11 protein-coding genes are annotated in these 13,715 nt (G+C 66.3%); 6 read left to right on the top strand and 5 right to left on the bottom strand.

What is annotated here, in order from left to right:
• Positions 1 to 4 precede the first annotated feature (4 nt).
• Together BST42_RS26345 and BST42_RS26340 are read left to right on the top strand one after the other, a co-directional pair.
• Complete coding sequence (locus tag BST42_RS26345) at positions 5 to 1,174, top strand: lactate 2-monooxygenase (protein WP_083122660.1); 1,170 nt, start codon at positions 5 to 7, stop codon at positions 1,172 to 1,174.
• Between the two features lie 4 nt (positions 1,175 to 1,178).
• Complete coding sequence (locus tag BST42_RS26340; RefSeq protein ID WP_083122659.1) at positions 1,179 to 1,856, top strand: pyridoxamine 5'-phosphate oxidase family protein; 678 nt, start codon at positions 1,179 to 1,181, stop codon at positions 1,854 to 1,856.
• Here BST42_RS26340 and BST42_RS26335 read toward each other — a convergent pair.
• The 5 genes from BST42_RS26335 to BST42_RS26320 form a co-directional block, all read right to left on the bottom strand.
• A complete protein-coding gene (locus BST42_RS26335) occupies positions 1,801 to 3,216 on the bottom strand; it encodes an MFS transporter (RefSeq protein ID WP_083122658.1) in 1,416 nt (471 codons plus the stop codon). The two genes, BST42_RS26340 and BST42_RS26335, sit on opposite strands and share 56 nt — an antisense overlap.
• 57 nt (positions 3,217 to 3,273) lie before the next feature.
• Positions 3,274 to 3,420, bottom strand: coding sequence for a hypothetical protein (locus BST42_RS29735; protein WP_165760936.1), 147 nt, complete (start codon positions 3,418 to 3,420; stop codon positions 3,274 to 3,276).
• Between the two features lie 27 nt (positions 3,421 to 3,447).
• Positions 3,448 to 3,675 (bottom strand): hypothetical protein, encoded by a 228-nt coding sequence (locus tag BST42_RS26330; protein WP_083122657.1) that lies wholly within the window; start codon positions 3,673 to 3,675, stop codon positions 3,448 to 3,450.
• A 76-nt stretch (positions 3,676 to 3,751) separates the two neighbouring features.
• Positions 3,752 to 5,080, bottom strand: coding sequence for an APC family permease (locus tag BST42_RS26325; protein WP_083122656.1), 1,329 nt, complete (start codon positions 5,078 to 5,080; stop codon positions 3,752 to 3,754).
• A gap of 44 nt (positions 5,081 to 5,124) precedes the next feature.
• Complete coding sequence (locus BST42_RS26320) at positions 5,125 to 6,447, bottom strand: flavin monoamine oxidase family protein (protein WP_083122655.1); 1,323 nt, start codon at positions 6,445 to 6,447, stop codon at positions 5,125 to 5,127.
• Positions 6,448 to 6,549: 102 nt separating this feature from the next.
• Between BST42_RS26320 and BST42_RS26315 the strand changes: the two genes are divergently transcribed.
• From BST42_RS26315 to BST42_RS26300, 4 genes are all read left to right on the top strand, one after another.
• Positions 6,550 to 7,413 (top strand): ion transporter, encoded by an 864-nt coding sequence (locus BST42_RS26315; RefSeq protein ID WP_110918794.1) that lies wholly within the window; start codon positions 6,550 to 6,552, stop codon positions 7,411 to 7,413.
• A gap of 210 nt (positions 7,414 to 7,623) precedes the next feature.
• Complete coding sequence (locus BST42_RS26310; protein WP_237159599.1) at positions 7,624 to 7,884, top strand: hemophore-related protein; 261 nt, start codon at positions 7,624 to 7,626, stop codon at positions 7,882 to 7,884.
• 339 nt (positions 7,885 to 8,223) lie between these two features.
• Positions 8,224 to 9,834, top strand: a complete 1,611-nt coding sequence (locus BST42_RS26305) for a PfaD family polyunsaturated fatty acid/polyketide biosynthesis protein (protein ID WP_083122653.1) — start codon at positions 8,224 to 8,226, stop codon at positions 9,832 to 9,834.
• A 50-nt stretch (positions 9,835 to 9,884) separates the two neighbouring features.
• A partial coding sequence (locus tag BST42_RS26300; protein ID WP_083122652.1) for a type I polyketide synthase occupies positions 9,885 to 13,715 on the top strand: 3,831 nt, incomplete at its 3' end.

The raw sequence follows: 13,715 nt of genomic DNA, 5'->3' as shown, positions 1-13,715 counted from the left end.
ACCGATGACCCAGCCGTACGGCAACTATCAGATCGAGATCTACTTCCAGGGTTTGACCGGCACTGTGCCCAGCCTGCCGATGTCGTTCGACGAATTGGAAGCTCGTGCCGCCCAAGCCCTTCCGCAGTCGATCTGGTCCTACGTCGCCGGCGGCGCGGGTGACGAGCGCACCCAACGGGTCAATGTCAGCGCCTTCGAACAGTGGGGCTTGATACCGCGCATGCTGGTCGGCGCGACCGAGCGCGACCTGTCCGTCGAGCTCTGGGGACGGCGCTGGCCCGCCCCGGTGTTCATGGCGCCGATCGGGGTGATCGGGCTGTGCACCCAAGACCATCACGGCGACCTCGCCGCCGCGCGGGCGGCCGCCCGCACCGGGGTGCCGATGTGTGTGTCCACGCTGACGATGGATCCCTTGGAGGACGTCGCTGCTGAATTCGGTGACACGCCAGGGCTTTTCCAGCTGTACACCCCGACAGACCGCGAGATGGCGGAGAGTTTCGTCCGCCGTGCCGAAGCCGCCGGTTACACCGGGATCGTGGTCACGCTGGACACCTGGGTGCCCGGGTGGCGGCCGCGCGACCTTTCCACCGCCAACTTCCCACAGCTGCGCGGCATGTGCCTGTCCAACTACATCAGCGATCCGGTCTTCCGCGCCAAGGTCGACGCAGACATCGACGCCGACCCGCGCAACGCCGTGCTGGCCTGGGTCAGCAACTTCGGAAATTCGTTGACGTGGGACGACTTGACCTGGCTGCGATCGTTGACGTCATTGCCGCTGATCCTCAAGGGCATCTGCCATCCCGATGACGCCCGGCGCGCGATCGATGCCGGTGTCGACGGCATCTACTGTTCCAATCACGGCGGCCGGCAAGCCAACGGCGGTGTGCCGGCCATCGATTGCCTTCCCGACGTCGTGGCGGCGGCCGGTGACGTGCCGGTGCTGTTCGACTCCGGAATCCGTTCGGGCGCCGACATCGTCAAGGCCTTGGCGCTGGGTGCAAAGGCCGTTGGTATCGGTCGCCCCTACGCATACGGCGCGGCGCTGGCCGGCACCGACGGTATCGTGCACGTTCTGCGCTCACTGCTGGCCGAGACCGACCTGATCATGGCCATCGACGGCTACCCGACGCTGGGGGACCTGACCCCCGACGCGCTGCGGGCCGTGCGACAGTAATCCCATGTCGCAACCGTCTACCAGGGTCAGCCGCCTGCCGGAGAAGCAGAACACCGAACGCTCGCGCCTCGACGAGCTTCTCGATGCCACTCCGTTGGCGACCGTCGCGTTGATCCGAGACGGGCACCCGATGATCTTCCCGATAGGCTTCGCCCGGATCGGCGATGAACTGGTGATCCACGGATCAACGGGCTCGCCCTGGCTGCGCCAGCTCGCCGACGGCGCGGCCGCCGCGGTCTCGATCACCACCCTCGACGGAGTCCTGGTGGCGCGCAGCGGCTTTGAGTCGTCCTTCCAATTCCGCAGCGCCACACTGTTCGGAACGTTCGACACGATCGAGGAACCCGACAAGATCCGCTACCTCGAGACACTGACCGACACGTTCATCCCGGGACGGGTGGCGGAGCTTCGCGCGAGCTCACGCAAGGAGCTGGCCGCCACGATGGTGCTGCGGATGGCGATCACCGATGACAACTGGTCGCTAAAGATCGGTGATGGCTGGCCCGAGGACGGCGAGGAAGACGTGGCGGCCGGGGCATGGGCGGGCATGGTCCCGCTGACATGCGTCTACGGCGAGCCGCTCCGCGCGCCGGACTGCGATCCCGCAACGCCGGTGCCGCCGTCGGTCAGGGCGATGTCTGGTGAGTTGTCGAACCGGCGGGGGCGGCAGTTTCGTCAGTGAATGGTTTCGGTCGAAGGATCAAGCTGAATGCCAGTGCCACCACCCCGATTCCGACGGCAATCCAAAACGCGTGCTGGAACGTGGAATCGGTGCCTGAGCCGACGATCGGTCCGGCCCAGGCGAACCCGAGGGTGAAGCCCATTCCGTAGCTGGCGTTGGCGATGCCGGGCAGCGCCCCCGGTGCCTCGTCGGCTGCCTGCAGGACGCCCAGTGAGCTCAGCGGGGTGAGTATCACTGCGGTGCAGGTGAATCCGAAGACCACCATCAGCGCTGCGACTGCATATTTGTGGTCTGCGAACACCGCCGTCAGCGCGACCACCATGATCGAGGCCACGATCCCGGCTCGCAGAACGGTGACGAATCCGATGCGAACAGCCAACCGCCCGATGAACGGTGCGGTGATGACCTGCACGACCGCACCGGGCGTCAGGAACAGTAGCGCGGTCGTCGTCGCGTTGAGGCCGAAGCCTGAGTCCGGGTCTTCGGCCATCGTGGGCACGATGAAGCCGAGCACCACCATGAACGAGCCCATCACCAGAATGGTGACGACAAGCAGCGGCCACGCCTCGCGCGAACGCATGTGCTTGAGCGCGATGAGGGGATTATCCACCCGCCTGTCGACCACCACCAAGGCGAGGAAACCCACAACGGCGGCCGTCAGCCAGATCAGCGCGGGCGTCGACGCCCACCCCTGGTGCCCGCCGTTGGACAAGAACATGGTGATTCCGCCGACGGTCAGGCCGATGAAAACGGCACCGACCCAATCCATCCGGCCCTCCGCGCGGGTGCCCTCGTCACCCGGAACCCACTTCCATACGAAGGCGACGGCGATCAGCCCGACCACGAGGATCAGGGCGAAGATCGAACGGTAACCGAACGCGTCGGTCATGATGCCGGCCAGGAACGCGTCGCCGCCGGCGACCCCGCCATTGATGGATGCCATCACCCCACAGCACACGCCAAATGTCGCGCCGGACAAGCGTGCTCGAAGAATCAGGAAGGCCAGCCCGTAGGTGATGTTGGACGCGCCCTGCAGGAACCTGCCGAGCACCACTATGGGGAGCGAGGTGCTCAGGCACAGCGCGGTGCCGATGCACATCACGACAACGATGCCGATCAGGAGGCGCTTGCGTCCGATGTAATCGCTCCAGCGGACCAGCACGACGTTGGCGAGTGCCCCGGCCAGATAGAACGGGGTGGACATCGCGACAAAGGCACCAGGTCCCAAGGTTTCGTTGATGTCGCGGACGGCCGGCGCCAGCATGGTGGCGTTCAGCGAGAACGACATCAGCGAGAAGACCAGAGCCGCCACCAAGAGGACGATCTGCCTGCGAGAGAGGGAATCCGTCTCGGCGGACATGGCGGGCTGGTTCACAATGCGAGCATCGTAAGTGACGACGTCCCGTCGCGCCGCCGTTCAGCTGGGGTCTCTGGGGCCCAGCAGAGTGCGCCAGAACTTCCGGAACCACTCGGGAAAGGCGACGTCCTCGCCGCGGTGTTCCGGCCGCGGCGGTGTCGCCGGCTGGTCGGGCCGATCGGGCTCGGGCGGGTTCGGTTCAGTCACGGTGTAGCCCACCGTATCGGAACGGATCTACGCGGACAGCTCATCGGCCGGCTGCGAGGCGATGGCAGCCAACCACTCGGCGCTGACGGTCAGATCGTCGAGTTGGCGGTCGATGCCTTCCACCCGGTGGGACAACTCGCGCAGCTGGCGCGCCAGCCCGGCCCGCTCCCGGATCAACTTCGCCCGCAATCGCTCCACCATCACCAACAACGACTCAGCTTCCGAGCTCGTCGGCGTTTCGGCGGTCGCGGTCATCGGCGTCTCCTAGGGAGAAAGGAGATACCGCTATACCCCCAGCGGGTGCTGCTTGAACATCGAATCTTCGTTGAGCTCATCCGGTGTGGCCGTTGTCCGCCCCACGGCGCGCGGCGACCAGATGTAAGAGCAGCCCGACCGCGAGCAGGATTGCGCCGAACAGCCACACCTTGGCGCTCTGCTGGGTCAGCAAGAGCACGCAGGACGCTACGCCCAGCACCGGCACCGGCGTCCACACCCGGAAATGCGAATGGTCGACGGTGTCGCGGCGTAACACCAGCACCGCGACGTTGGTCGAGATGAACACGAACAACAGCAGCAGTACCACGGTTTCGGCCAGCGTCGACAGCTCGCCGATCGTGGTCAGTGCCATGGCGACGACAGTGGTGGCGACGATCGCTGCCCACGGCGTGCGCCGATTGGGCAGCACAGCTCCCAGCGCACTGGGCAGCAGTCGATGCTCGGCCATGCCGAAGGTCAGCCGGCTCGCCATGATCATCGTCAGCAGCGCGCCGTTGGCCACGGCGACGAGCGCGATCAGACTGAACACCTTGTCGGGGATGCCGACGCCTGAGGCGGCGACGACCGAGAGCAGCGGGCCCGACGACTTCGACAGCTCGTCGGAGGGCAGAGCGATTGCGCTGGCCAGCCCGACCAAGGTGTACACGACACCTGCGGTGACGAGCGCCCCGAACAGTGCCCGCGGGTACACCCGACTCGGGTCTCGGATCTCTTCGGCCACATTCGCCGACGTCTCGAACCCGACGAAGGAGTAGTACGCCACGATCGCCGCGCCCAGGATCGCCAGCGCCGGCGATGAGTCCGGCGGAAATGCGGTGACCCGGGAGACGTCCCCGCCGCCCCGGCCCATCAGGATCGCCACCGCGACCACGACGATGATCAATCCGCTGAGCTCGATGACCGTCATCACGGTGTTGCTCTTGACCGACTCGCTGATACCCCGGGCGTTCAGGCAGGCAACCAGTAACAGGAAGACGAGCGCGGCCGGCACCGCCGGCACGTCGATGAAGGTCTTGAGGTAGTCACCGGCGAACGCCAGGGCCAAGCCTGCCGCGCTGGTCACGCCCGCCGCGAGCATGCTGAACCCGACGAGGAAGGAGACGGCCGGTCGCCGGAAGGCACGCTCGGCGAAGACCGCCGCGCCGCCGGCTCGCGGGTACTTGGTCACCAGCTCGGCGTACGAGCCCGCAGTGCACAGCGCAAGCAGCATCGCGATCAGCAGCGGCGCCCACAGCACACCGCCGACCTTCTGGGACAGCACACCCATCAACGCGTACACACCCGCGCCGAGCACGTCGCCGAGGATGAACAGGTAGAGCAGCGGCCCGGTGATCTTTCGCTTCAGCTTGGTATCGGTGTCAGGCGCCAGCGCGTCGGCAGTCATGGCGTGGGGGATAGCCGCTGGGGCGGTAAAAAAATCCCGACAAACTATGCGAGGACGCGGTCGGCTTCCCGCAAGCCGCTCAGGTACGCGCCGTGGACCGTGCCGAACCACTCGGGATTGGTGGCTTCGCCGGCGAACATCAGCCGCTCGCCGACGGGCTCGCCCAGAGCGTGCATGTCGTCCGGGCTCGACCCGACGGCGATGAAACTGTAAGAGCCCCGGGCGAATCGATCAGTTCCCCACTTCGTCACGATGGACCCGGTGGGCTTGGGAGCGTCGATCGCGGTGATGAGTTCGGCCACCGCATCGGAATCCGACATCGATTCGCGCGACCAGGCAGCCTGCCCGCCGCGTAACCCCACCAGCAGTGGTGTGCCTGCGAAGACCAGCCCGTTGACCAGATCTGTGACCGGCTGGTCGGCACCGACGAGGCCGATCATCGGGGTGGATTCCGGCCAGAACGGCGCGTCGAAAGCCACGACCACCTTGTTCAACAAGCCGAACCCGAGGCGCTCGATGGCGCCTTGCTTCGGCCCGGGCAGCGGCGGGTCGAAGACGATGGTCCCGGCCTTGAGGACTCCGAGCGGAACGGTGACGATCACCCGGTCCGCGGTGACGGTGCCCTGTGCGGTGTCGATGCGGACCTGATCGCTGCTGTGCGCAATGCGGGTCACCTCAGTGCCCAGCCGGACGTCGAGACCCTTCGCGACGCGCTGGGACAACTGGGTATAGCCGCCGGGGAGGATGACGTCAGGACCCTTGAACTGTTCTTCGCTGCCGAGCCAGCGCAATGACATCTGAGCCGGGTCGGCCGCGTACTCGCTCGCGATGCGGGAGGTGACGTTCCACGCGACCAACGGATCGTCGAGGTTCGCGATACCGACAAGTCCGTCGGCCACCGACTCCTCCGGCGAGGCGTCCCCGCTGCGATCGTCGAGTTCGCGGGCGATCCGGCGCCAGTCCTCGGCGGACGCCGCCGCGGCCTTCTTGTCGACCAGCCGGTGATCGTCGAGCAGGACGAAGTCCTCGAAATCGGTCGGTACCGTCTTGGCTCCGACGTCGGCGGCCAGCGTGGTGAGGGGATTGCTCTCGGTGCCGTGAATCCACGAGGCACCGATATCGATGGGCACTCCGAGTGAGGTGTCGGTCCGTGTGCGGCCGCCGATCCGGTCCCGCGCCTCCAGCACCGTGACTCGCAGACCGGCATCGGCGAGCTTCCGCGCCGCCGCGAGTCCGGAGAATCCGGCGCCGACGACCACGACATGATCGCGATCCTTGTCGGTCGTGCCGCCGCACCCCGGCAACAGTGGGGCGGCCGCGAGCGCGCCGAAGCCGAACAGGAACCCGCGGCGCCCGACCCCACGCATGGCGGTGAGGCTAGACGCTGTGTCCGGCGGTCACGCCGGATTGACCGATGTCGCCCAGCGGGTCGACGGCCGGTTGCTGCCGACCTTTGCTATGCACTGAATGTGCAACACAACACGCCGCCCGAACCGCTGAAACCCGAGCCCGTGCCGACTGCCGTATCACTGTGCCGAAAGCTGGTCGGCAATCCGGTCTTCGAGACCCTGATCGTGATCGTCATTTTGATCAACGCCGCGATGCTGGGGGCGGAGACCTTCCCTTCGGTGTCGGGCGGACTCGACCACGCCTTCGACGTGGGCTACAACATCATCCTCGCCATCTATGTCGTCGAGTTGCTGATCCGGCTGACGGCGGCCGGATGGAACGTCCGCGAGTTCACCAAGACCCCGTGGAACATCTTCGACTTCATCGTGATCGCGGCGTCCTTCATCCCGGGCCTGCGGACAACGGCCATGCTCCTGCGGCTCGTGCGGCTGGCACGGATCGTGCGCATCATCCGGTTCCTGCCTGACCTGCACGTGGTCATGGGCGCAATCGCACGGAGCATCCCCGGCGTCGCGTCGCTCGCGGCCGCCACCGCGCTGCTCATCTATATCTACGGGATGCTCGGCTGGGTGTTCTTCGGCAACTACGCTCCTGAGCACTTCGGAAACGTCGGCCGCGGAATGATGACGATGTACGTGATGCTGACGCTGGAGAACCTGCCCGAGAACGTGGACATGGGACTGAAGGTGTCGCCGTGGTCGGTGCTGTTCTTCATCAGCTACACGGTCATCCTCAGCTTCTTGGTGTTCAACCTGTTCATCGGCATCGTGCTGAACTCGATGGAAGAGGCGCGGGCGGCCGACCGCAGGAAGCACGAGAGCGACGACCTGCTCGAGCGGCTGCGCCTGGCTCGTCAGGCGCTCGAGGATGCCGAGCGGGAACTGCAGCGGACGCACCGGGACGACCAGAAATCGGGGCTGTGAGCCTGCCACCGCCTGTGAGTTGAGGCGTTTTCCGCACCGCGCAAGAGCACCGTGATTAACTGGCGGCTTCTCAAGATCTTGCAGTTGTGGCAAATAGAAGGGCACTCGTCCATGAACTCAGCGCGATGCTTACGACGAGTCGTCGTTGTTGGAAGTCTGATCGCACTATTTCCGTTCGCGCCGGCGACGCCCGCCTCGGCGGATCCGATCATGGATGCGCTGGCTAACACGTCGTGCACCTACGCGCAGGTGACGGCCGCCTTGAATGCGGAGGCGCCGGCCCTAGGTAAACAGCTCAACGGGCGGCCCGATATGCAGGCTAATATTCAGCAGTTCCTCGCCATGTCGACCGACCAACGCCAGCAGGCGCTGGCGCAGCAGCAAGCAGTAAACCCACAGTTGAATGCGCTCATCTTCGCGCAGATCGGCCCACAGATTACGCAGGTCGCGAACACCTGCATGAATTACTGACTCCGCGTTCGGCCGGATTCCGGGCCGGCCGGGACCGTTGCGCCGGGGAGCCCAACCGCACACCGTAAACGTGGTTATGGCGTTTGCGGTTCGTCAGGACGGCCCCGTTCAGGGCGGTATTGATTCCTGAGAATTCGCTCACGACCTGTTTTGCTGCACCCGCGACAACGGAATTCGTAGAACTGGTGATAAAAGCGCCAGCGACATGTCATTTCGGCAACGGTGTCGGCGAGCGGCGGCGTAGGGTCATCTCAGAGTTACCGCCGGGTAGGGCGCTGGGCGCATGAACGTGTTCTAAAACCAAGATTTGTCGCGCGCGTAAAGCTAGAGTCGCACCTCATGCAGGCGACGTTGGCTAACTCTCATCCGACCAATGGCGCCGCTCCGTCGTTGCTCGACGCGTCGGACGTCAGCGAGGCGCTCGCCGCAATCCGCAGGCCGGTCGCAGTCGTGGCGTCGGCCCACGGACCCCGCACCGTGGTTCTGGACGGCGCTGGAGTGCTGACGCCGGACCTCATGCGCCAGGACGTCCTCGCGGTCCTGCCGCCGATCTATCCCGAATGGCTCGGCGACCGTAGCTTCACCGCGACACACGGTGTGCGGTTCCCCTATGTCGTCGGCGAGATGGCCCGCGGTATCGCGACGCCCCAGATGACTGTCGAGGGTGTGCGCGCCGGGGTGATGGCCTTCTACGGAAGTGCAGGCTTGGATTTGGCCACCGTGGAAGCGGGCCTGCGCGAGATACAGGCCGCGCTGGGTCCGAACGCCAGCGGATGGGGCGCCAACCTGATCCACAACGTCCAAAGTGACGGCGTCGAACTCGCCACGGTGGATTTGTTCCACCGACTCGGTGTCCGCTACGTCTCCGCGTCGGCGTTCATGCGTCTCACACCTGCCGTCGTCCTCTATGCGGCAAAGGGTCTGCGCCGCGACGCACACGGACAGATCGTGCGGTCCGGGCACATCTTCGCCAAGGTGTCCCGCGACGAAGTCGCCCGCCAGTTCCTGTCACCCGCCCCGGAATCGATGTTGACCGCACTGGTCGCCGAGGGTCGGCTCACCGCGGAAGAGGCCGCGCTGGCCGCCGGCATCCCGATCGCGGAAGACATCACCGCCGAAGCGGATTCGGGCGGCCACACCGACAACCGCGCGCTGACTGTACTTCTCCCTCAGTTGATCAGTCTGCGCGACGAGATCGCGTCCACCTATCGCTATCCGGTTCTGCCGCGGGTCGGTGCCGCCGGCGGGTTGGGGACACCGGCCGCGGTCGCCGCCGCCTTCGCCGCCGGAGCCGCGTATGTGCTGACCGGTTCGGTCAACCAGTCTGCGGTGGAAAGCGGTCTCGCGCCGGATGCGCGAGCGCTGCTGGCGATGGCCGAATCGACCGACGTGGCGATGGCGCCTGCCGCGGACATGTTCGAGATGGGCGTGACGGTGCAGGTCCTCAAGCGCGGCACCATGTTCGCTCAGCGCGGGCACCGGCTGGCCGACTTCTACCGTCGTTACTCCTCTCTCGAGGAAGCGCCGGCCGAGGAGCTCGCGAATCTCGAGAAGACGGTCCTCGGCCGCAGCGTCGCCGACATCTGGGCGGACACCGAGGCGTTCTTCGCCAGCAGTGACCCGCGGCAGGTGGAACGTGCGGCGGCGGATCCGAAACATCGCATGGCGCTGGTGTTCCGGTGGTATCTCTTCACGGGTTCGCAGTGGGCGCGCGACGGAAACACCGCCCGCCGCGGCGATTACCAGATCTGGTGCGGGCCCGCGATGGGGGCCTTCAACCAATGGGTTCGGGGGAGTTTCCTCGAGCCAGTGGAAGCGCGCACGGTCCGCCAGATCGCGCTCAACCTGCTCGAGGGAGCTGCGACTGTGACCCGTGCCGGCCAGTTACGTGCAGCCGGCGTCGCAATGCCCGCTGCCTCCTTCGATTTCCGTCCACGTCCTCTCGGATAAGGGTTATCTTGACTGACAACACGCACCAGCCCACTGCAACTCCTATCGCGGTGGTCGCCATGTCGGCGATCTACCCGGGTGAGTCTGGGCTCGACGGCTTCTGGCGCACCATCACCACCGGACGCGACGCCATCGGCGATGTCCCGCCCTCGCATTGGCTGATCGAGGACTACTACGACGCCGATCCGAAGACACCGGACCGCACCTACTGTAAGCGCGGTGGGTTCATCGACCCGGTCGACTTCGATCCGGTGAAGTTCGGCTTGCCGCCCAACGCTTTACCGTCGACGGATACCGGCCAGATCCTCGCTCTGGTGGCGGCCAAGCAGCTGCTCGATGAGGTGCAGCGCAGCGGAGCCGAAGTCGACCTGGATCGGGTGGACGTGGTACTCGGAGTCGCCTCGACGACCGAGCTCGTGGTTCAGATGGGTTCCCGGATGCAGCGGCCGATCTGGCGTAAAGCGCTGCTGGAGAACGGGTTGTCCGAGAGCGAAGCCGACGAGATCTGTCAGGACATCGCCGATCACTACGTGCCGTGGCAGGAGAGCACCTTCCCGGGTCTGCTCGGCAACGTCATCGCCGGTCGCGTCGCCAACCGCCTCAACCTCGGCGGCGCCAACTTCGTGACCGACGCAGCTTGCGCGAGTTCACTTTCTGCGCTGCAGTCGGCTCTGCACCGGTTGTATCTGCATGAGTCTGACGTGGTCCTGACCGGCGGTGTCGACGCGCTCAACGACGTGATGATGTACATGTGCTTCTCCAAGACGCCGGCGTTCTCCGCGACCGGTGACTGTCGGCCGTTCTCCGCAGGCGCGGACGGCACCATCATCGGCGAGGGCGTGGGCATGGTGGCCCTCAAGCGGCTCGCCGACGCGGAGCGTGACGGCGACCAGATCCACGCGGTGATCCGCGGCCTGGGTTCTTCCTCGGATGGCAAGGCGTCCAGCGTTTACGCGCCGCGTTCCGAAGGACAGGCCAAGGCCTTGCGTCGCGCCTACGAGCGCGCCGGCTACGACCCGTCGACGGTCGAGCTCGTCGAGGCACACGGCACGGCCACCAAAGCCGGAGACGTTGCCGAGTTCGCAGGGTTGAAGTCGGTGTTCACCGACAATTCGGCTCGTATCGCGATCGGATCGGTGAAGTCCCAAATCGGGCACACGAAAGCTGCGGCAGGCGCCGCCGGCCTCATCAAAGCCGTTCTAGCGCTGCGGCATTCGACGCTTCCCGGCACGCTGAAGGTCGATCGCCCCAACCCAGCGATGGGGATCGAAGATTCGCCGTTCTACGTCAACGCGCAGACCCGGCCCTGGGTGCGTAAGGGTGATCAGCCCCGGCGCGCGTCGGTCAGTTCGTTCGGCTTCGGCGGCAGCAACTTCCACGTGACGTTGGAGGAGTATCAGGGTGAGCACCGCGCCAAGCGGCTGCGAACCCTGCCCAGCGAGCTAGTGGTGCTCAGCGCGCCGTCGGAGGCCGAGCTGCAGAAGCGGGCTTCCGATATCGCCGCGGCCGCCCGCTCCGGCGAAAGCCTCGCCCGCATCGCGTTCGATGCCGCCGAGGTCTTCGACGCATCGCAGCACGCGCGTGCGGGTCTGGTGGCTACCGACGCCGAATCGCTAGCCACGGTTGCCGACCGGTTGAGCACCGCGCTGGCCGACGGCACCGTCGCGACGCTCAAAGACGCCAACATCGCGGTCGGCCTCGGCCCGGCGCGCGACGGCAAGACGGCGTTCCTGTTCCCCGGGCAGGGCAGCCAATACGTCGGGATGGGTGGAGACCTCGCGCTCGCCTTCCCCGAAGCCCTCGCGATCTGGGATGGACTCCAGGGCGATCTGGCCGACCTGCCCGGGGTCGTCTTCCCGGAACCGGTGTTCGACGCCGCCGCAGCCGACGCGCAGAAGAAGGAACTCACCGCGATGGCCAACGCGCAACCGGCCATCGCCGCAACCAGCCTCGCGCAGCTCGCGCTGCTCGACCTCCTCGGTGTGAGCGCCGATGCCGCCGCCGGCCACAGCTTCGGCGAGGTCACTGCGCTGGCGGCCGCCGGCGTGCTGCCGACCGAGAGTCTGGTCGAGACGGCTCGCATGCGAGGCACGCTGATGAACGAGGCGGGCCAGGGCAAGGACGGCGCGATGCTGGCCGTGTCTGCGACCGCCGATGACGTGCGCGCGCTGCTGGCCACCCAGCCGGAGTCGGGATCGCTGGTCATCGCCAACGACAACGCGCCCACCCAGGTGGTGCTCGCCGGATATGAGACCGATATCGCCTGGGCCCAGACCGAGGCGAAGGCGAAAGGCTGGACGGCCGTGCGCCTTCCGGTGGCCTCGGCATTCCACTCGGAGATCGTGGCGGCCAGTAGCGCACCCCTGACCGCATACCTCAAGACCCTGAAGATCGGGCAGCCGAACTTCCCGGTCTACGCCAACGCCACTGCGCAGGTGTATAGCGAGGACGTCGTCGTACAGCTCGGCGATCAGGTCCAGCAGGTGGTGCGGTTCCGCGAGATGATCGAGGCCATGGCCCGCGACGGGGTCACGCGTTTCATCGAGGTCGGTCCGAGCCGTGTCCTGACCGGGCTGGTCGGGAAGATCCTGGGTGACTCGGCGCACTTCGCGGTGGCGCTCGACGACCCGAAGGCCGATGGTCTGCGGGGCTGGCATCGCGGCCTGGCGGCCCTGGCTGCCGACGGTATGGCTCTCGATCTCGGTGCCCTGTTCGATCACTACGAGGAACCGCTGAAATACGTTCCCGCGCCCAAGCATGCGGTCAAGGTGGGCGGAGCGAACCTCGGCAAGCCCTACCCGCCGGCCGACGGCAAGGTAGCGATCAAGGCGAAGCGCACCCGGGTCAGTACTGCTCCTGCTGCTGCTGCCGTGACGCCTGCCGTCGCCGCCGCGCCGGCCCCGTCTGTTCAGCGGATGGAGGCACCCGTCGCCGCCGTACCGGCGCCAGTCGTGCAGGCAGCGGCGCCGGTCGTCCAGCAGGCGCCGGTCGTTGAGCAGCAGGTGCCGGTCGTTGAGCAGCAGGTGGAAGTGCAGGCAGAGGTCATCGAAGCACCGCTGTCCGGCGATGTCTGGAGCGTCATCGACAGCATTCAGCGGGAGACCGCCGAGCAGCACCAGCGCTACATGGACGTGGTGACCCGAAGTCATCAAGCCTTCCTGGACATGTCCACCCAGATGATGAGCCACATCGTGGGCAATCCCGTCGTGGTCGATCAGGCTCCGCGTGCGGTGCCGAGCGTTGCACCTCAGCAGATGTCGGCTCCCGTTGTAGCTGCGCCGGTGATCGCGCCGCCGGTAGCCGTCACTCCGATGGCGCCGGTTCCAGTCGTGGAACCGGTGGTGGTCGCGACACCAGTGGCCGCACCGGCTCCGGTGGCTGCTGCGCCGGTCGCGGCGCCCGCGCCTACGCCGGTGGCTGCGCCTGCGGTTGCGGGTCCGGCTGCGGGTGATGTTGTGCTGTCCATTGTTTCGGAGAAGACGGGTTACCCGGTAGACATGCTCGGGTTGGGCATGGAGATGGAGGCTGAGCTCGGGATCGATTCGATCAAGCAGGTCGAGATTTTGGCGGCGTTGCAGGCGAAGTTCCCGGGTGCCCCGGAGATTCCGGCGTCGGAGCTGTCGGGTTTGCGGACGTTGCAGGACGTGGTGGATGCGGTGGCCGGGTTTGCGGCGCCCGCCTCGGCAGCCGCGCCGGCTGTCGCCGTTGTGACCGCGCCTGCTGGTCTGGCTGCGGGTGATGTTGTGCTGTCGATTGTTTCGGAGAAGACGGGTTATCCGGTGGACATGCTGGGGTTGGGCATGGAGATGGAGGCTGAGCTCGGGATCGATTCGATCAAGCAGGTCGAGATTTTGGCGGCGTTGCAGGCGAAGTTCCCGGGT

The sequence above is a fragment of the Mycolicibacterium rhodesiae genome (assembly GCF_002086695.1).
Lineage (GTDB): Bacteria > Actinomycetota > Actinomycetes > Mycobacteriales > Mycobacteriaceae > Mycobacterium > Mycobacterium rhodesiae.
Note: the sequence above shows the minus strand (reverse complement) of the source record. Positions and strands in the feature narration are given on the sequence as shown.

Bases quoted from the DNA above. Each gene is read 5' to 3' on its own strand.
- BST42_RS26335 (WP_083122658.1), bottom strand. From the start codon at position 3,216: ATGTCCGCCGAGACGGATTCCCTCTCTCGCAGGCAGATCGTCCTCTTG.
- BST42_RS26330 (WP_083122657.1), bottom strand. From the start codon at position 3,675: ATGACCGCGACCGCCGAAACGCCGACGAGCTCGGAAGCTGAGTCGTTG.
- BST42_RS26325 (WP_083122656.1), bottom strand. From the start codon at position 5,080: ATGACTGCCGACGCGCTGGCGCCTGACACCGATACCAAGCTGAAGCGA.
- BST42_RS26310 (WP_237159599.1), top strand. From the start codon at position 7,624: ATGGATGCGCTGGCTAACACGTCGTGCACCTACGCGCAGGTGACGGCC.
- BST42_RS26320 (WP_083122655.1), bottom strand. From the start codon at position 6,447: ATGCGTGGGGTCGGGCGCCGCGGGTTCCTGTTCGGCTTCGGCGCGCTC.
- BST42_RS26305 (WP_083122653.1), top strand. From the start codon at position 8,224: ATGCAGGCGACGTTGGCTAACTCTCATCCGACCAATGGCGCCGCTCCG.
- BST42_RS26345 (WP_083122660.1), top strand. From the start codon at position 5: ATGACCCAGCCGTACGGCAACTATCAGATCGAGATCTACTTCCAGGGT.
- BST42_RS26340 (WP_083122659.1), top strand. From the start codon at position 1,179: ATGTCGCAACCGTCTACCAGGGTCAGCCGCCTGCCGGAGAAGCAGAAC.